14 protein-coding genes and 1 pseudogene are annotated in these 17,971 nt (G+C 71.1%); 5 read left to right on the forward strand and 10 right to left on the reverse strand.

Features of this window, described 5'->3' with window-relative positions:
* Nucleotides 1-17: 17 nt before the first annotated feature.
* The 4 genes from Q1K26_RS00805 to Q1K26_RS00820 are packed head-to-tail and all read right to left on the reverse strand — an operon-like array spanning nucleotide 18 to nucleotide 3,089.
* The gene (locus Q1K26_RS00805; protein WP_300007013.1) at nucleotides 18-1,058 is read right to left on the reverse strand and encodes a hypothetical protein; all 1,041 of its coding nucleotides are present in this window, start codon (nucleotides 1,056-1,058) and stop codon (nucleotides 18-20) included.
* A gap of 27 nt (nucleotides 1,059-1,085) precedes the next feature.
* Nucleotides 1,086-1,685, reverse strand: a complete 600-nt coding sequence (locus Q1K26_RS00810) for a transketolase C-terminal domain-containing protein (RefSeq protein WP_300007015.1) — start codon at nucleotides 1,683-1,685, stop codon at nucleotides 1,086-1,088.
* 26 nt (nucleotides 1,686-1,711) lie between these two features.
* Nucleotides 1,712-2,077, reverse strand: coding sequence for a hypothetical protein (locus tag Q1K26_RS00815; RefSeq protein WP_300007017.1), 366 nt, complete (start codon nucleotides 2,075-2,077; stop codon nucleotides 1,712-1,714).
* 4 nt (nucleotides 2,078-2,081) lie between these two features.
* Complete coding sequence (locus tag Q1K26_RS00820; RefSeq protein WP_300007019.1) at nucleotides 2,082-3,089, reverse strand: thiamine pyrophosphate-dependent dehydrogenase E1 component subunit alpha; 1,008 nt, start codon at nucleotides 3,087-3,089, stop codon at nucleotides 2,082-2,084.
* Nucleotides 3,090-3,359: 270 nt separating this feature from the next.
* Between Q1K26_RS00820 and Q1K26_RS00825 the strand changes: the two genes are divergently transcribed.
* On the forward strand, nucleotides 3,360-3,740 hold the full coding sequence (locus Q1K26_RS00825) for a nuclear transport factor 2 family protein (RefSeq protein ID WP_300007020.1): 381 nt from the start codon (nucleotides 3,360-3,362) through the stop codon (nucleotides 3,738-3,740).
* A gap of 64 nt (nucleotides 3,741-3,804) precedes the next feature.
* On the opposite strand, the gene Q1K26_RS00830 is transcribed toward Q1K26_RS00825, so the two are convergent.
* The 5 genes and pseudogenes from Q1K26_RS00830 to Q1K26_RS00850 all read right to left on the reverse strand — a co-directional run bounded on the left by Q1K26_RS00830 (nucleotide 3,805) and on the right by Q1K26_RS00850 (nucleotide 9,105).
* Entirely contained in the window at nucleotides 3,805-5,013 is a 1,209-nt protein-coding gene (locus Q1K26_RS00830) for an alpha-hydroxy-acid oxidizing protein (protein WP_300007022.1), read from the reverse strand.
* Nucleotides 5,014-5,030: 17 nt separating this feature from the next.
* Nucleotides 5,031-5,408 carry a hypothetical protein gene (locus Q1K26_RS00835; RefSeq protein WP_300007024.1) on the reverse strand — a complete coding sequence of 126 codons (378 nt, stop codon included), beginning with the start codon at nucleotides 5,406-5,408 and terminating at the stop codon, nucleotides 5,031-5,033.
* Nucleotides 5,408-6,702 (reverse strand): annotated as a pseudogene (locus Q1K26_RS00840) (IS256 family transposase). Before Q1K26_RS00840 ends, Q1K26_RS00835 begins: the two are co-directional and overlap by 1 nt.
* A 52-nt stretch (nucleotides 6,703-6,754) precedes the next feature.
* Nucleotides 6,755-7,624, reverse strand: coding sequence for an epoxide hydrolase (locus Q1K26_RS00845; RefSeq protein ID WP_300007026.1), 870 nt, complete (start codon nucleotides 7,622-7,624; stop codon nucleotides 6,755-6,757).
* The gene (locus Q1K26_RS00850; protein ID WP_300007027.1) at nucleotides 7,621-9,105 is read right to left on the reverse strand and encodes a long-chain fatty acid--CoA ligase; all 1,485 of its coding nucleotides are present in this window, start codon (nucleotides 9,103-9,105) and stop codon (nucleotides 7,621-7,623) included. The genes Q1K26_RS00845 and Q1K26_RS00850 overlap by 4 nt, the downstream gene beginning before the upstream one ends.
* 170 nt (nucleotides 9,106-9,275) lie before the next feature.
* On the opposite strand from Q1K26_RS00850, the gene Q1K26_RS00855 reads away from it, so the two are divergent.
* Together Q1K26_RS00855 and Q1K26_RS00860 are read left to right on the forward strand one after the other, a co-directional pair.
* Entirely contained in the window at nucleotides 9,276-10,154 is an 879-nt protein-coding gene (locus Q1K26_RS00855; RefSeq protein WP_300007029.1) for a phytanoyl-CoA dioxygenase family protein, read from the forward strand.
* Between the two features lie 118 nt (nucleotides 10,155-10,272).
* The gene (locus Q1K26_RS00860; protein ID WP_300007031.1) at nucleotides 10,273-11,394 is read left to right on the forward strand and encodes a cobalamin-independent methionine synthase II family protein; all 1,122 of its coding nucleotides are present in this window, start codon (nucleotides 10,273-10,275) and stop codon (nucleotides 11,392-11,394) included.
* Nucleotides 11,395-11,516: 122 nt separating this feature from the next.
* On the opposite strand, the gene Q1K26_RS00865 is transcribed toward Q1K26_RS00860, so the two are convergent.
* Entirely contained in the window at nucleotides 11,517-13,685 is a 2,169-nt protein-coding gene (locus Q1K26_RS00865; protein ID WP_300007033.1) for a GAF domain-containing protein, read from the reverse strand.
* Between the two features lie 433 nt (nucleotides 13,686-14,118).
* On the opposite strand from Q1K26_RS00865, the gene Q1K26_RS00870 reads away from it, so the two are divergent.
* Together Q1K26_RS00870 and Q1K26_RS00875 are read left to right on the forward strand one after the other, a co-directional pair.
* Nucleotides 14,119-15,690, forward strand: coding sequence for an FAD-dependent oxidoreductase (locus tag Q1K26_RS00870; protein WP_300007035.1), 1,572 nt, complete (start codon nucleotides 14,119-14,121; stop codon nucleotides 15,688-15,690).
* Nucleotides 15,691-15,827: 137 nt separating this feature from the next.
* Nucleotides 15,828-17,963, forward strand: coding sequence for a helix-turn-helix domain-containing protein (locus Q1K26_RS00875; protein WP_300007037.1), 2,136 nt, complete (start codon nucleotides 15,828-15,830; stop codon nucleotides 17,961-17,963).
* Nucleotides 17,964-17,971: the final 8 nt, after the last annotated feature.

Raw genomic sequence — 17,971 nt, forward strand, 5'->3', positions numbered from 1 at the left:
GCCCGGGTTCGTCCGCCTTACAGGGTGGCGCGGACCTGCTCGACGGCGGCGCCCATGTTCCGCAGCTTCCCGTAGGCCACGGTTCGGCTGAAGTAGCCCAGACCGCAGTCCGGGGCGATCAGCAGCCGGTCGGGGGGCAGGAACTCCAGGCCGCGGCGGATGCGGCCGGCGATGTCGTCGACCGTGTCGACCATAACGTTCTTGGCGTCCACCACGCCCATGCCAAGCACCTTGTTCGTGGGGAACTTCGCCATCGTGCTCAGCTCCAGGAGACCCTTGCTGGTGAACTCCATGTGGATGACGTCGCACGGGGACTGGCCGAACAGCGGCATCATCTCCGCGGCCTTGTCCTCGAACACGTCACGCTGGCCGTCCACGCTGCCGTAGCAGATGTGCCAGAACTTGATCGCGTCCACGCCGTCGAACATGATGTTCTGCGCCTCGATCTGCCAGCCGTCCTGGAAGTACGGCGGCAGCACGTCGATCAGCTGGACGGCCTCCAGCCCCTGCCCGACCAGGAACTTCAGCTCCTGGTTCAGCGCACGGGCGATGTCGAAGGCCATCTCGATCTGGTCGCCGTAGTGCTGGTCGTCGAGGATGACGCTCTGCTGCGCCGGGCCGAGCATGGCCACCTTGAACGGCTTGTCGGTGGCCCGCTTCATGGCATAGACCACGCCCTCGAAGATCGAGCGCTTCCACGTCACCTTGTCGTGGACGATGCCCTTGTAGAACGGCGCGTACTTGACGCCGTCACCGGGCGGTCCGTAGGGAGTGATGCCGCCGAGCATCTCGGGGATGAAGTGGAAGATCGGTTCGAGCTGGAAGCCGGGGGCCTCCCACTCGTAGTACTGGGCACCGTCGGTGAGAACGTCGAGCCCGGCCTTCTCCTGCTCCGCGGCACACAGGGCGACGGCGTCCTCGTAGGTGACCCGCAGGTTGTGGCTGCGGTAGTAGGGCTCCTCCCGGCTGCCGAACACCCGGCCCTGCAGCCAGTGCGGCCGCGGGAACGCCGACACCGCACTGATCGGGAGCAGAACTTCCTCGCCGCGAATCTCCATCGCTTGCCCACCTTCGGTTTCGAGGGATCAGACGGCCCTACGGTCGGGCCGGTCGAGCAGCTTCGTCACCGTGGTGACGACCTTGTCCGCCGAGACGCTGACCTCGGCCTCCAGCGGTGCGGCGACGGGCAGCGGGATGTTGCCGCCGCTGACGCGGGTGACCGGTGCGGCGAGGTCGTCGAAGGCCTCCTCGCCGAGGATCGACGCGACGGCGGCGCCCCAGCCGAGCTGGCCGGGGTTCTCCTCGACGATCACCGCGTGCCCGGTGCGGCGCACCGAGGCGAGCACGGCCGCGGCGTCGAGCGGGACGAGCGTGCGGAGGTCGATCACCTCGGCCGACACCCCCTGTGCCGTGAGCTCCTCCGCGGCCCGCACGCACATCCCGACCGTGATCGACAGGCCGATCAGGGTGACGTCGGAGCCCTCGCGGACGACGGCGGCCCGCCCGAGCGGCACGACGTGCTCGCCGTCGGGGCACTCCCCCTTGCTGCCGAACAGCGCCTTGTGCTCGAAGACCAGCACCGGGTCGTCGTCGCGGATCGCCGCGGCGAGCAGGCCGACCATGTCCGCCGGGTGCGACGGGGAGACGATCTTCAGGCCGGGCACGCACAGCGCCCAGTTCTCCACGGCCTGGCTGTGCTGGGCGCCGAAGCCTACCCGCCGCCGTTCGCGCCGCGGATGACGAGCGGGATGGTCACCTGCCCGCCCGTCATGTACCGCGTCTTGGCGATCTCGACGGCCACCTGGTCCCAGCAGACACCGTAGAAGTCCGAGAACATGATCTCCGCGACCGGTCGCAGCCCGGCCATGGCAGCACCCATGGCCGCGCCGGCGATCGCCGTCTCGGAGATCGGCGTGTCCCACACGCGGTCGGGCCCGAACCGGTCGAGCAGTCCCACGGTCGTCTTGAACACCCCGCCGGGGCGGACGTCCTCGCCGAGCAGGACGACCCGGTCGTCGCGCTCCATCTCCTGGGCAATGGCGGCCGCCACCGCCTGCCGGTAGGTCAGTTCCGCCACGGTACTAGTTCCTCCACTGGGAGCTCCCGTCCGACCACAGGTCCGTCCATGCCGTCGCCGGTTCCGGGGCGGGCGCGGCGAACGCGCGGACCGCCATCGCGTCGATCTCCGCCCGGATCTCGACCGAGATCGCCTCCAGCTCCTCGGCGGACACCCCGGACGCGGTGAGCACCTCGGCCTGGCGCAGCAGCGGGTCGCGCTCCGCCCAGCCCGCGACCTCCTCCTTGGTCCGGTAGGTCGCGGGGTCGGCGGCCGAGTGCCCGCACATCCGGTAGGTGTCGGCCTCCACCAGCGACGGGCCGGCTCCGTCCCGCGCGCGCCGCACGGCGGCGCCGACCACCTCGGCCATCGCGTTCACGTCGTTGCCGTCGACCACGATCGACGCCAGGCCGTAAGCGGACGCGCGGTCGGCCGCGGGCTGCTTGACCGCGATGACGTCGGCGATCGACGTGTACTCCATGTAGTGGTTGTTCTCGCAGACGAAGACGATCGGCAGGTCCCACACCGCGGCCAGGTTCAGCGCCTCGTGGAAGGCGCCGATGTTGGTGGTGCCGTCGCCGAAGAAGCACACCGTGACCCGGTCGTCGCGGCGGACCCGGCTGGCCCACGCCAGCCCGGTCGCGATCGGCAGGTGGGCGCCGATGATCGCGTAGGAGCCGTAGTAGCCGTGCTCGACGTCGGCGATGTGCATCGAGCCGCCCTTGCCGTGGCAGATCCCACCCGCCCGGCCCAGCAGTTCGAGCAGCACGGCCTCGGGCGGCGCCCCCCTCGCCAGCGCGTGCGCGTGCCCGCGGTAGGTGCCGATCGAGTAGTCGCCGTCGCGGAGAACCGAGGCCGCTCCGACCGCGACCGCCTCCTGGCCGATACCGAGGTGGGCAGGCCCGCGCACCCGGCCCTGCCGGTAGAGCACGTCGACCTTGGTCTCGAACTGCCGGATGGCGACCATCTGCCGGTAGCTGTGCAGCGCCGCGCTCGGCTCGGCCGTCACCTGGGTCACGGGCACTCGGGTCACGGCCCGACGCTAGCGGTGAGCCGGATCACACTCTTCGGCCAACGAGGCTGAAGGTTCTCACCGTCGGTAGTACATCCCGGACAAGGGCGGGCCCGCACTCCGGCGCGAACTGGACGATGCCCATCGGGTGTCCCGGCCGTCACCGACCGTCGTCTTCCCGCCAGGCCGAGCCGGGCGACCTGGACTGCCCCGCGGAACCGATGCCGGCGCCGTCGGCGATGCACGACACTCGTCGGCGACGGGCCCGGGCGGGCCTCGGACGGGACGGGCATGCACAGCAACGAGAAGGTGCTGGACGCCATCGCGGCCGGTGACCCGGACGCCCTCGCCGACGTGATCGCCGACGACGTCGTCGTGCACGTCCCCGGCCGGAGCAGGCTCGCCGGTGATCTCCGCGGACGGGGCGCCCTCGGCCGGGCGATCAAGGAGCTGACCGGAGGCCTCCCGACCGCCGACGTCCACGACGTGCTGGGATCCGACGCCCACGCGGTCGGCATCTGCACCAACCGCGTCGACTGCCCGGACCGCAGCTTCGAGTGGCGCCACGTGAACGTCTACCACGTCCAGGACGGCAAGATCGTCGAGGTGTGGTCGAACCCGTTCGAGCAGGACGCCTTCGACGAGCTCTGCGGCGGCCTCCCGCCGCGGTGATGATCGCCGCGAGACGGGGGGATTCGCGATTCGATCAACGTCGACGCCCACCTCGCGGCGATCTTCACCCCGAGCCCGTCCCTCGGTCGAGCCTCGAGATCGCGTCCTTCGTCGCGCGGAGCTGGGCGAGATCGGCGTAGCCGGCCAGCGTCAGCGTGATGTCCAGCTCCGCGAGAACGGTGCGGACGACGTGGCGCACGCCGTCCTGGCCACCCAACGCGAGGCCGTAGGCGAACGGTCGCCCGAGCAGCACCGCGTCGGCGCCCATGGCAAGCGCGACGGCCGCGTCGGCACCGGTCCGGATGCCGGAGTCGAACAGCACCGCCGCCCGCCCGCCCACGGCGCCGACGATCCCGGGCAACGCGTGCAGCGACCCGATCGCGCGGTCGACCTGCCGGCCGCCGTGGTTGGAGACGATCACACCGTCCATCCCCCGGTCGACGGCGCGCCGCGCGTCGTCGACGTGCTGGACGCCCTTGAGCACGATCGGGCCGTCCCAGTGCTCGCGGATCAGGTCGAGCCGGTCCCAGTGCTTGGCGTTGCCCTGGAACATCCGCTGGCGATGCCGGACCGCGGCCATCAGGTCGTCCTCGGGCGGCTGCGCGAGCCCGGCGCGGAAGGCGGGGTCGGAGAACGGGATCGCCGCACCCACCCCGCGCAGGAAGGGCAGGTAGGCGCTGTCGAGGTCGTGCGGACGCCAGCCGAGCAGCCAGGTGTCGAGGGTGATGACGAGGACCGTGAAGCCTGCCGTGCGGGCCCGGTCGAGCAGGCTGACCGTCACGGCGTCCTCGACGGGCCAGTACAGCTGGTACCAGCGCGGGCCGGGTGGGATGGAGTCCGCGGCGGCGGCGACCTGCTCGATGGTGTGCGACGCGGCCGTCGAGAGCACCATCGGTACGCCCAGCTCCGCGGCCGCGCGGGCGGTGGCGAGCTCGCCGTCGGGGTGCAGGATCGACTGCACGCCGATCGGGGCGAGCAGCAGCGGTGCCGGCATCGCGGTGCCCAGCACGGTGGTGGACCAGTCGCGCACGGACCAGTCGCGCAGCACCCGGGGCACCAGGCCGTAGCGGTCGAACGCCGCGCGATTGGCCCGCATCGTCGTGCCGGATCCGGCGCCGCCCGCCACGTACCAGAACGGCTTGTCGGCCAGCACCGCGCGGGCGGCCTCCTCCAGCCGGTCCGGGTCGGTGGGCAGGGCGGGCACGTCGTCGGCCAGCCCGCCCAGGTAGATCTCGGAGCCGTACGCGGAGAACGGCGAAGGCGGCGCTGCCATGGGGTCATACTGACGCCCTACCTGAGCCGGCGGAAGAAGGCGCGAACGTCGGCGACGAACAGCTCCGGCTGCTCGAGCGCGGCGAAGTGGCCACCACGGGGCATGTCCGTCCAGTGCACCAGGTTGTAGCGCTTCGCGACCCAGCGCGGCGCCGCGGGGATGATCTCCTTCGGGAACGCGGCCACCCCGGTGGGCACGGACACGTGGCCGGGGACGACCTTGCGGAAGCTCTCCCAGTACAGCCGCGCGGACGACGCCGCGGACCCGGTGACCCAGTAGAGCATCACGGCGTCGAGCAGCTCGTCGCGGCTCAGGACGTTCTCGGGGCGCCCGTCGCAGTCCATCCAGAGGATGTCCCGAGTTCCGTGGAACTTCGGTGGCGGCCCGGTGATCATCAGGCGGCTGTGACGGTGTCAGTATGGCCGGTCGTAGCGACCGGTCGGGTGATGCGCTCCAGCGTGTCGCGCAGCGATCGCAGGTGCATGTGCCCGTTGACGCGGCGGAACTGCTTGCCGGCCTCGACCATCCCGCGGCGCACCAGCGCAGCGCCATCGCGCCATCGCGCCAGTTCTTGACGTTGCTCGCGTGCGTACGGCAGATCGAGATCATGCTCTCCACGGCGTTGGTCGAGCGGAACGTACGCGCCAGGGTGGGCGGAATGCCCAGCCGCAGCACGGTGAGGGTCTCGGCCATGCCCTCGCGCAGGCTCGCCGCCGCACCCGGGTGGGTACGGTCAAGCTCGGCGGCCAGCGCGCACAGCTCGGCCTCGGCGGCGAGTGCGGAGTCGGCGTGATAGGCCCGGCGCATCCTGGAGGTGACGGTGGTCCGCAGCTTCTCCGGGAGGTGATCTTGAACGTTTCAGATCTTGTGGAGTTGGCAGCGACCGATCACCGGCCGGTCGAACACGTCGAGCACCGCGCGGCGCAGCGCCTTGGACCCGTCCAGGATCGCCAGGACCGGACGGGTGACGTCCAGGCCGCGTTCGCGTAGGCCCACGATCAGCTCGGTGACCAGCGTGGCGTTCTCGGTCGAGCCCTCCACCAGCGACAACGGGTGCTTCTTGCCGTCGATGTCGATCCCGAGAGCGACCACGCACAGGTGCTCACCGAAGTGCACACCGTCGACCATGAACGCCACCAGGTCCAGCCCGGACAGGTCCGCGGCGAGCAACTCGCCCAGGGCGGTCTCGGTCTGCGCGACGAACCGCCGCGACACCGCGGAGCGCGAGGTGGCGGTGGCGGTCTTCTCGGTGCGGGTTCCGACCGGCTCCAGCCCGACGCCGTAGCGCCGCGTCGACAGCCCGGCGAGCATCCGGTCCAGCGCCATTCGCCCGAGGACTTCGGTGTCGGAGAACAGCTCATAGGCCGGGACCGTCAGCTCACCGGAGCCGTCGACCGCGCGCATCCGCGGCCGCTGCACCGGGACCCGGCGCCCGCCCAGGCTCACCGACCCGGCGCCGTGGCCATGCCTCGTCGCGGTCCGCTCGCGGTCGTGGCGGCCCTTGGGCCCGCACGCCGCGGTCACGTCCGCTTCCATGATCGCGGCCATCACCTGCAGCCCGGTCCCGACCGCGAGAGCCAGCAGGCCCTCGCGCATCTCACCGGCCAGCTCGGCCAGCGCCACGCTCACCGTGTCGGGCACGGCGGGCTGGCTCGTGTCGATCTCCTGGTTCTGGTAGTGCTTGCGCACGGCGGTCCGTTAGGGCCTTCCTCGTGGTGTTCTTGGCGGTTCACCCGAGTACCTACCGCACGGCAGGACTCAGGTGGGGGACCGCCACCTCAAATTCCACGAGCTCCGGGACAACCTCGTCCATCCAGCGCGCGAACTTCTCCAGGATCCAGGCCGCCTGGCCCGCGGGAGAGTCGGTGAGCCCGTAGCCGAGGGTCTGCGGCCGGGTGCTCTGCTGCTTCGAGTACCCGGAGTCCTCGCGGTCGTAGTACTCCCGCGCCGCGAGGGCGGCCTGCTCGGCGCCGTCCGGGTCGGCGGCCTCGCCGGGCCCGGGCCGTACGATCGGGAGGTTGACGTGGATGCCGAGCAGCCGGTCGGGATGGTTGGCCCCGAGCAGCGTGGTGACGTGGCCGCCCCAGTCGCCGCCCTGCGCGCCGAACCGCGCGTAGCCCAGCCGGTCCATCAGCTCGCACCAGGCCATGGCGACGCGCTCGACACCCCAGCCGGGCCGGTCGGGCTTGCCGGAGAAGCCGAACCCGGGCAGCGCCGGGCACACGACGTCGAACGCGTCCGCCGCGTCGCCGCCGTGGGCCACCGGGTCGGTGAGCGGGCCGATCACGGCGGCGAACTCGGCGACGGACCCCGGCCAGCCGTGCGTGATGACCAGCGGCATGGCCCCGGGGACGGGCGAGTGCTGGTGGACGAGGTGGATGTCCAGCCCGTCGATCGTCGTGGTGAACTGGTCGAATCGGTTGAGCAGAGCCTCCCGGGCCCGCCAGTCGTACTCGGTCCCCCAGTACGCGCAGATGTCCTGGACATACTGCAGCGGCACGCCCTGCGACCAGTCGTCCACGGTCTCGCGGTCCGGCCAGCGGGTGGCGCGGAGCCTGCGGCGGAGATCGTCGAGCACGTCGTCCCCGATGTCGATGCGGAACGGTCTCATCGGCGTGGCGGCTCCCCCCGGAGCTCGCGCTTGAGGATCTTCCCGGCGGCGCTCTTGGGCAGCGCGTCGATGAACACGATCTCCTTCGGCTTCTTGAACGACGCCAGCTGCCCCCGGCTGTGCTCGACGAGCTCGGCCGCGTCGACATCGGCGCCCGGAACCGGGACGACGAACGCGCAGACCGACTCGCCCCACTCGGGATCAGGGCGCCCGATCACGGCGACCTCGCACACCGCAGGATGTGACAGCAGGACCTCCTCGACCTCCCGCGGGTACACGTTCGACCCGCCGGTGATGATCACGTCCTTCGCCCGGTCGGTCAGGTGGAGGTAGCCCTCGCCGTCGAGGTGGCCGATGTCGCCGGTGTGCAGCCACCCACGGCGCACCGCCGCCGCGGTGGCGCCCGGATCGTCCCAGTAACCGCGCATCACCACGTCACCGCGCACGCACACCTCCCCGTCCGCCCCCGCCGCCAGTTCGGTGCCGTCGGCGTCGACGATACGGACCTGCACGCCGACGAACGCGCGCCCGCACGAACCGGACCGCTCCCACTCACGTGGCGGCATCACGGTGATCGTCATCGGGGACTCGCCCTGCCCGTAGATCTGGGTGACGATCGGGCCGAACGCCGCCACGGCCGCATGGAGATCGGTGCGGTAGAGCGGGGCGCCGCCGACCACGATGCTGCGCAGACCCGACAGGTCGTGGTTCGCCTGATCGCCCGCGACGAGCAGCCGCTTGAGCATCGTCGGAGCCATGAACGCGGCGTGCGTCGCGCGGTGCTCCGCGAGCAGGGACAGGTAGTCCGCCGGGTCGAAGCTGCGGGCCGTCGAGATCACGTTGACCGCGCCGCGACCCAGCGCCGGCAGCAGGTAGAGGCCACTGCCGTGGGTCAGGGGCGCCGCATGCACGAAAACGCTGTCCGGCGCGATCCGGTCGACGTCGGCGTAGTAGTTCAGCGCCATGGCGAGCAGGTTGCGGTGGGTGAGCGTCGCGCCCTTCGGGCGTCCGGTCGTGCCGGAGGTGTAGAACAGCCACGCCGGGTCGTCCGCGCCGACGTCGGCGAGCGGGGCAGGGGCCTCGCCGAACAGGCCCTCGTAGGCGCCGCGCACGTGCAACACCGACACCTCGCCGTCGAAGGCCGACACCGCGCCCTCGGTCTCGTCCGCCACGACGACCGCGCGGGCGCCGCAGTGGCGCAGGACATAGGCCACCTCCTGGGGATGGAGGTGCCAGTTCAACGGAACCGCGACGAAACCGCCCCACATCGCCGCGAGCAGGGCCTCGACGAGCTCCGGGGCGTTCGGCAGCAGCAGTACCACCCGATCGCCAGGTGCCGGCCCGATCCGGGAGAAGCCCGCGGCGAGCCTGGCCACCCGGTCCGTGAGCTGCGCATACGTCGCCGATCGACCGCCGAACGTCCAGGCGGGGCGGGACGGCTCGCGGGCTGCGCCGGTGAGGAGCAGGTTGGCAACGTTCAACGCGCACTCCCTTGGTCAACTTTGCTCAGCCTATCGCCGGGCGTTGCGGCGGACCCTGGCCGAAGCGGCAAACGCGGGACGCCAGCTTTTCCCATCCGCACATGTGCGGGCGGAAAGAGCCTTGGTTGCATGGCGTCACCCGATCATTTCACCGCGCGAAGGAGTGCCGAATGAGTTCCGCGATCCTCGACATCGACGTCGACTACCCGACCTCCGGACTGATCCGTCCCGTGTCCGACGAGGAACGCGCCGCGTACGAGCGCGATGGCGCCGCGATCGTGAAAGGAGTCATCCCGCTGGACTGGGTCGACTTCATGCGGGACGCCGTGACCCGGATCCTCGAGCAGTCCGATCCGTCCTCCCAGAACTACGCCGACGACGGCGACCCGCGGTTCTTCTCCCTGACCTTTCCCTGGATGTTCGACGACGCGTTCAAGGCGTGGGCGATCCACGGACCGTTGAAGCACGTCGCGCGGCAGGTGCTGACCGACGCCAAGGAGATCATCTTCTTCTACGACCAGATCTTCGCGAAGGAACCGGGCGCGACCAAGGCCACCCCGTGGCACCAGGACCTGCCCTTCCTCCCCGTCAAGGGCGACCAGCAGATCCGGATCTGGGTGCCGTTCGACAAGGTCACCCCCGAGGGTGGGGCGATCCACTACCTGCGCGGATCGCACAAGTGGGGCGTGATCTACCACCCGGTCGGCTTCAAGAACATCCCGGCGATCACCGACACCTACGTCAACTCCCCGTATGAGGACATGCCCGACTTCGAGGCGGACTACGGCAAGTACGACTGGCTGGTGGCCGAGGCCGAGCCGGGCGACCTGCTGTTGCACCACCCGCGAACCGTGCACGGCTCGCTGGGCAACCGGACGAAGAACTTCCGGCGCGCCATCACCAGCTTCTATGTTGGCGACCAGGCGGTGTGGAATCCGCATGTCGCGAACATGTTCAACAACAAGAGCCTCACCGGGCACGTCACCGCACCGGATCTGAACGTCGGCGATCCGATCGCGTGCGACATGTTCCCGAAGGTCTGGCCGTAGAACGAGCCACGACCGCGCAAGTCGAGCGCGATCGTTTTGCCCACCCGGACATGTCGATCGGGGCCGGGCGGGTGGTTCAGTTCATTTCGCGGTTTCGAAGCGACCAGGAGGAGGAAGCATGCGCGTCGGCAATCAGGAGATGCTGCTACCCGCGACGATGGTGGGGAAATACCCGGAACCGCGGTGGTGGAGGGGGCAGGCGTTCGCCCGGTATCCGGGCCGGCCGGGCAAGGTGGTGTTCGACTCCATCTCCGAAGAGGCCTACGACGACGTCATCCAGTGCATCGCCCGCGACCAGGAGCGCGTCGGCCTCGACATCGTCGCCGACGGCAGGGTGTTCGACGGTGAGGACTCCTACGGCCAGTTGCTCTACCACTACATCGAACGCCTCACCGGCTACGAGCTCGACGGCCCGAACCTGCCCGTTCCGATCTACAGCATGCTCTACGCCCCCACCGTCGTCGGTGAGGTCCGCCGCCGCTACCCGTTCCACCTGGAAACCCTCAAGGCGCTGCGCAAGTCCACGAGCAAGCCGATCAAGATCTCCTACACCGGTGTCGGTGCCATGACCGCCGCGTCGAACAACCTGCATTACTCCGACATCAGAGAGCTCGGGATGGCGCTGGCCAAGGCCGTCAACGAGGACCTCAAGGAGCTCGCCGGGATCGGCGTGGACATCTTCCAGCTCGACGAGTTCGTCTGGCCCTACGGCATGGGCGATTGGGAGATCGACTGCCTCAACGCGGCGGTCAAGGACGTCGACGCGCAGATCTGGCTGCACGTTTGCTGGGGCAACCTCGGCTCGTCGCCTGCCTACCTGCCCTACGAGGGCGACGAGGCCCACAAGGACCTCGGCGTCTACGACGTCGCCCGGCGGCCGCGGCACGCCACCGAGACCACCGAGCGGGCGCGCAACATCTTCCCGAAGGTGCTCGGCGCCGACATCGACGTGCTCAACTACGAGGTGGGCAGGCTCGGGCCCGACGACCTCAAGCCGCTGGTCGACAACAACTGGGACAAGCCGTTCGTGGCCGGTGTGATCGACGTCAAGCAGGTCACGGTGGAGACCGCTGAGGAGGTGGCCGACCGGATCCGGGCCGTCGCGGAGTACGTCCCGATCGAGCGTCTCGGCGTCACCACCGACTGCGGCCTGCCGAACCTGAAGCGGTGGATCGCGAAGGCCAAGCTCGCCGCCCTGGTCGAGGGCACCGAGATCGTCCGCGCCGAGCACGGCGGCTGACCTCGCGGCGCGCGGGCCTCCCGCGCGCCGCTGCCCCGGCGCTACCCCGGGCGCCAGCGCGGGCCCCGACGCACAGCGTCGGGGCCCGTCGGCTGGGGTCCGGACCGCAATCATCAGACGGGTCAGCCTCGGGCCGTCACCTCGACACCCCGCTCGGCCTCGACGCCCTTTCCCCCGAGCGCGAGGATCTTGCACGCGAGCTGCACCCGGAACCGGTCCTCCTGGTCGTCGAGACAGAGCCCGGTGAGGTCACCCACGCGTTGCATCCGGTAGGCCACCGTCCGGTGGTGGATGCACATCAGCGCGGCGGTGCGCCGGGTGCTGCAGCCGGCCGTCAGGTAGACGTCGAGGGTGCGGGTGAGCTCGGTGCCGCGCTTGGCGTCGTAGTCGAGGAGCGGGCCGAGCTGGCGGCGGGCGAAGCCGTCGAGGTCCTCCCGGGAGGTGGGGGCGAGCAGGAACTGCAGCACGCCGAGGTCCTCGAAGATTCCCGGCTCGCCGGACTCCGCGGCGGCCGAGCGGGCCAGCCGGGCCTCGCGCCAGCCCTCGGGGAATCCCGCGACGTGCTTCACCGGCCCGCCGACGCCGACCGCGGCGCTCATCCCGCCGGGCCACTGGATCGCCGCGAGAGCCCGCGCCAGCCGCCGGGCGGTCACGATCGTCTCGCCGGGGCCGCAGGGAACGACCGCCGCGAACAGGTTCGCCCGCCGCGCCAGTACCGTGCCGGACGCACCGGCGCCGTCCAGGGCCTGGCCGATGAGCCGAGCGCAGGCGCTGCGTGCCCGTTCGAGGTGCTCGGGATTGCCGCCGGTCGCTGTGGCGTCGTAGGCCAGGCCGTGCACCATGATCGCCGCCACCCGCGCGGGCAGGGCGAACCCGGTACCGAGGTGCCGCGCCCGCACGCTCGCCTCGACCGAGTCCGGCAGCCGGCCGTCGAGCAGGTCCCAGACGAACTCCGACTGCAGCCTGCGGGCGGCCGCGACGACCGCCTCCTCCCGCGCCAGCAGCAACGCGCTGACCACCGCGGCCTGCTCGGCTGCGAGCCGGTCCCCGGCCGTCGGCGCGGCGTCGAGTACCAGCGCGAGGTGTCCGAAGGCCACCCCCGCTGCGTGCACCGGAGCCACCAGCAGCCACGATCCGTCGTCCCGCTGGCACACCGTGGGCTCCGGCCCGACGTCCGCGAACGGCAGTTCGAGCGGGACATCGGCGCGCCGGTCGTTCACCGAGGACGGGGGCCCCAGGGTGCGCCCGTCCTCGGTGACGACCACGGCCACACTGTTGGTCAACCGCCCCACGGTGCGGACGACGGCGTCCACGTCGCCGCCCTCCATCGCGATCCGGGCGAGCTCGGCGTACATGTGCAGGTCGCGCTCGGCCGCCCGGTGCCGCTCCGTGAGGACGGCATGGGCGGCCTCCGACCGCTCGGACCGCCTGCGCTCCGTCTCGTGCCGCCCGGCGTTGGCGATGGCGGTCCCGCAGAGCTCGGCGAACGCGGCGAAGAGGCTCTCGTCCTCGTCGGTGAACGGCTCGCGGCGGCGGCGCCATGCGCACAGCACACCGGTGACCTCGCCGTCCCAGTGCAGCGGAACGGCGATCGCCGAACAGGTCCCCTCGACGTCGGACAGCGCCATGAACTCCGGTGCCGATCGTGGATCGGTGGAGTAGTCGTCGATACGTTCCGGGCGCCCCGACCGCAGAACCCGCCCCGCGAGGCCCTGACCCGACCGGATCCGGAGCCGCGCGGTGTCGCGCTTGGTGTTGCCGATCGCGCACCGCATCTCCAGGTACTCACCAGTCGCGTCGCGCAGCAGCACGCCGGCGATCTCCGCGCGCAGCATCTGGACCACGGCGTCCGCCGTGCACACCAGCACCTCGTCGGGGTCGAGCGAGGCGACCACCCGGGTGGCGAACCCCCGCAGGAGCGCGTCCGGGCGCCGGCCACCACCCGCCCAGTTGATCAGCTCGCCGAGGGCCCGCAGCGACTCCAGGTCGGTGTTCTCGAACCCGATCGGCGCCGAGCGGGAGACGACGACGTCGGTGCGGGGATCGATCGACACCGCCGCGACCGGCCGACCGTCCACCCAGCCCGCGCCCTCCGGGGGCCGGCGTTCGAGCATCCCGCCGACGTCGCCTCCTGCCGCGAGTACCACCGGATGCCCGTCCTGCCAGCGCACCACCACGGCCACATCCGCGCCGAGCAGCGGGCGGGCCGCCCGGATCCCGGCCTCCGCGACCGCGTGCGATCCCTCCGCCGCCGCGGTGGCGATGTCGACGATCACCCGGGGCCATCGCACCCGTCGACGGTGCTCGCCGCGGAGTTGACGGACCGCCACGGTGACGTCGCGCTCTGCCGATGATCCGCTCGCAAGCTCGCTCATGTGCGCCCACACCCTCGTGCTCGACGGGTGCGCTGTGACGCCCGTCTCGATGCGCCGTTGGGCCAGTGAACCACCGGCGGCGTGGGCCGGGGCATGTCCGGACGGTCAAACTTCGGGCCGTTTCCTGTCCCGGTGGCGCAGTCAGGGCTCGGGCCGCCCAGCCGATGCCGATCACCGAGACGGTTCCGGCGGGCTGATCGCCACGTCGGCCGGGTCGCCGAGGTTGGCGTCCAGCAGTTGTCCAGGGACGATAACGAACAGTCCACATCTCATCCTGCTAGATGACGTTCCAGCGGACGTCCAGCCTTATCGTCGACGCACGAGCTGGAGCGATGAGGACGGTGGGCACGTGGATATCCGGGACATGCATCTCAACCTCGGTGAGTGGAACGAGCTGATCGAGCGATCCCTCGCCGATCCCGACTCCGAACCGATCCTGAACCTCGAACGCGACGAGGACCCCGTCTACGACGCGGTGTTCGTCGGCGGCGGGGCGGGCGGGCGGTTCGGCGCGGCGTACATGAAGGCGATGGGCGGCCGGCCGCTGATCATCGACGCGTGGCCGTTCCTCGGCGGGTCGTGCCCGCACCAGGCCTGCGTGCCGCACCACCTGTTCTCCGAGGCCGCCGAGGAGCTGGACCGGGCCCGGTGGTTCTCCGACGAGCTGTTCTACCCGAAGTTCGACGCGTCCCGCGCCAGCATCCTGGAGATGGTGAAGCTGTTCCTGGCCGGTCGCGGCAGCGCGCACGCGTTCATGAACTGGCAGACGAAGGAGCAGCTCGAGGTCGAGTACGTCCTCAACGCCCGCGCGACGATCATCGACAAGAACACCGTGCAGGCCGCCGGAAAGACGTTCAAGGCGAAGAACCTGGTGCTCGGCATGGGCGCCCGCCCGATCGACATCGACATCCCCGGCCTGGACCTCCACGGCGTCTTCGACTTCGTCAGCCTCGTCGAGGAGCTCGACTACGAGCCCACCCGTTGCGTGATCATCGGCGGCAGCAAGGTCGCCATGGAGTACGGCGCGTTCTTCCACGCCACCGGCTGCGACACGACGATCGTCTCGCGCTCGCAGCTGATGCGGACCAAGGCGCTGCACCACGTCGACGAGGACCTGCGCCAGTACGTGGTTGGCGGCATGCGCAAGCGAGGCATGGAGATCCTGGAGGGCGCCCACCCCGTCTCGGTGAACGGCGACGAGCGCGTGCGGAGCGTCACCGTCCGGCTGGAGTCGGGCGAGGAGATCGACATCGAAACCGACTTCGTGTTCATGGGCACCGGCGAGCGCCCGAACACCGCGCACGCGCAGGACGTGCTCGGCATCGAGGTCAACGACTACGGCCGGGTGATCGCCAACAAGCGGATGCAGACCAACGTCCCCGGCGTCTACGCGATCGGCGACATGATCGACGGCCCGATGGAGATGTTCAAGGCCCGCAAGTCCGGCGTCACCGCGTCGCGCAACATCATGGGCGAGGACCTGGAGTTCGACTTCTCCGAGTACCCGGACTTCCTGCACACCACCTACGAGGTCACCTGGGTCGGGCTCACCGAGGAGGAGGCCAAGGCCGCCCTCGACGAGGTGATCATCATCCAGATGCCGCCGTACGTGGAGGGCCTGGACACGCCGAACCTGCCGCTGCCCTGCGCCGAGGGCACCATGCTCTACGCGTTCAGCAAGCCGGAGCTGTCCGGCTTCCAGAAGCTCGTCATCGACGGCGCCACCCGCAAGGTGGTGGGCGCGCACCACGTCGGCTACGGGGCGAAGGACGCGTTCCAGTACCTCGACTACCTCATCCACCGCCCCGAGGGCCTGACCATCGACACTCTGGGCTGGATGAACGAGCTGTTCCTCAACCCGGAGCACTTCGTGCAGCTCTCGCGCCTGCGGGCGGGCAAGTCGAAGCTGATCCACCTCTGAGCCCCGCGTCGGGCGAGGCACACCGACCGGCCACCGTGCACGCGAGAGGACCCGTGCGCGGTGGCCGTCCCATGCACGGCCCTGAACTGTCGACCCCTGACCTGTCGCGGCGGCAGCCGGACGACCAGGATGGTCCGGTGGCCGCCGACGGATCCGCCGAGTGGGCCACCACCTGCCTGCAGATCCTCGAGTCAGGCGCCGAGGGTGCCGACCGCGTGTTCGCGCTGCTCGCAGGCGCCGCCCGCAGGCTGACCGGCGCCGACGGCGCGAGCGTCGTCCACTGGCAGCCGACGGGTCCGGCGCCGCTTGCCGTCAGCGGTGCCGCGCTGCCGCTGCCTGCCCGCCGGATCGCCGAGGGCGTCACCGCTGCGGCCGACAGGTCGGTGGCCTCGTTCGTGGTGCGCGGTGAGACCGATCTGGTCGTGTGGTGGGGCGGCGGCGACACGCCGAGCGCGGAGCGCCTGGAGGAGCTGCGGCTGCTCGCCGCGCTCGCCGCGGCGGCGTCCCGGCGGGCCCGCGCGGCCCTGTCATCGCTCTACGGCGTCGCCCGGCAGCTGCTCGCCTCGGTCGATCGCGAAGAGATGCTGCTCGGCCTCGCGACGGCCACCGCGGACGTACTGGGTGCCGAGATCGCCGGGGTCTTCCTCGCCACCCCCGACGGATCGGGGGTGGAGGCCAAGGCCGTGGTGGGCAACCGGTCGATCGGCACCGCGCGGCTGCGGCTGGCCAGGGGCGAGAGCATGGTCGGGCATATCTTCGAGAGCGGCGAGGTCTACCGCTCCGACGACTGGACGACCGATCCCGTCATCAGCCAGGCGCTGGTCCCGATCGCCACCGTCGAGGGCACGCAGGGCGCGATCGGGGCACCGATGCGGGTCGACGGCACGACGTCCGGCGTGCTCGCGGCCTGGCGGCGCAGGCGGTCGCACTTCACCGACGACGACGTCGAGCTGATCGGCACACTGGCCGACCTCGCCGCGCTCGGCGTGCAGCGCACGCTCGCCGAGGAACGCCTGCGGCAGCTCTCGGACCAGTTGCTGACGGCGAACGACGAGCTGTCGCAACGGTACGACGACGCCAGGCAGACCCTCGACATCCACCAGCGGCTCGTCCGGTTGGTGGCCGACGGCGCCGACCTGGAGTCGGTGGTGGAAGCGCTGCACGGCATCACCGACCAGGAGGTCCGGTTCGCGGGCGTCGAGGGCACCTCCGTCGGGTCCGGCGGCCGGCTCGAAGCGCTGCTGGCCATGCCCCGGACGAGGGAACCGCAGCAGCTCGGCGCCGAGGCGGTGCTGCTCGGCCCGGACGCCGCGGGCCGGCACGCGATCTCGGTGACGGTGCGGTCCGCGGCGCTGCGCTGGGGTGAGCTGGCCGTCGCCACCCGGTTGCCGGTCGCGACCCGGGACGTGGTCGCAACCGAGCAGGCCGCGGTGGCGTGTGCGCTGCTGCTGTCCCAGCGCGACGCCGTGGCCGGGGCCGGGCGGCGGTTGGAGTCGGAGTTCGTCTGGGACCTGCTCGACGGCCGCATCGTCGACGGGGCGGACGCGATGGTGCGCTCCCGCCAGCTGGCCCGCGAGCTGCCGGCCCCGGCGCGGGTGATCCTGATGTCCGCGACCGGTACCCGAGTCGGCTCGCCGGAGGGCGTCGAACGCCTTCGCACGGAGCTGACCCGGCGCACCGCACGCCTGCTGGCGGGCCACGGGGTGCACGCCCCGATGGGCTGGCGCGGCGAGACACTGGCCGTGCTCGTCCCGGACCGGGCACCCGACGTCGCCCGCCGGTGGGGCCACGAGCTCTGTGCGCTGGGCCCCGAGCTGGACCGGGAGCTCTCCCTCGGCGTCAGCGCGCCCGTCCAGACCATCTCGCAGTACCTGGTCGCCGGGCGCCAGGCAGGCTACGCGAAGGCGGCGACCCGTCCGCCGGACGCACCCGTCGCGGTGTTCGAGGATCTCGGCGCCGTGCAGTTCCTCCTGGAACCCGCACACGGCGAGGACCTGGACCGCTACGCGGAGCAGCAGCTCGGCGTGCTGCTCGCCTACGACCGCGACCACGACGCCGACCTGGTCAACACCCTGCGCGCCTACCTGCGGTGCGACGGCCACGTGCAGCGCGCCGCCGGGTCGCTCTCCATCCACCCGAAGACGATGAGCTACCGGCTCGGCCGGATCGAGGCACTGACCGGCATCACGGTGGCCAGGCAGGAGGACCGCTTCAACGCCCAGATGGCGCTGGAGATCCTGGACATGCGGGCAGGGCGCCCCGATCCCGGCTGACGCCGGCC

This window comes from Pseudonocardia sp. (assembly GCF_029263155.1).
Lineage (GTDB): Bacteria > Actinomycetota > Actinomycetes > Mycobacteriales > Pseudonocardiaceae > Pseudonocardia.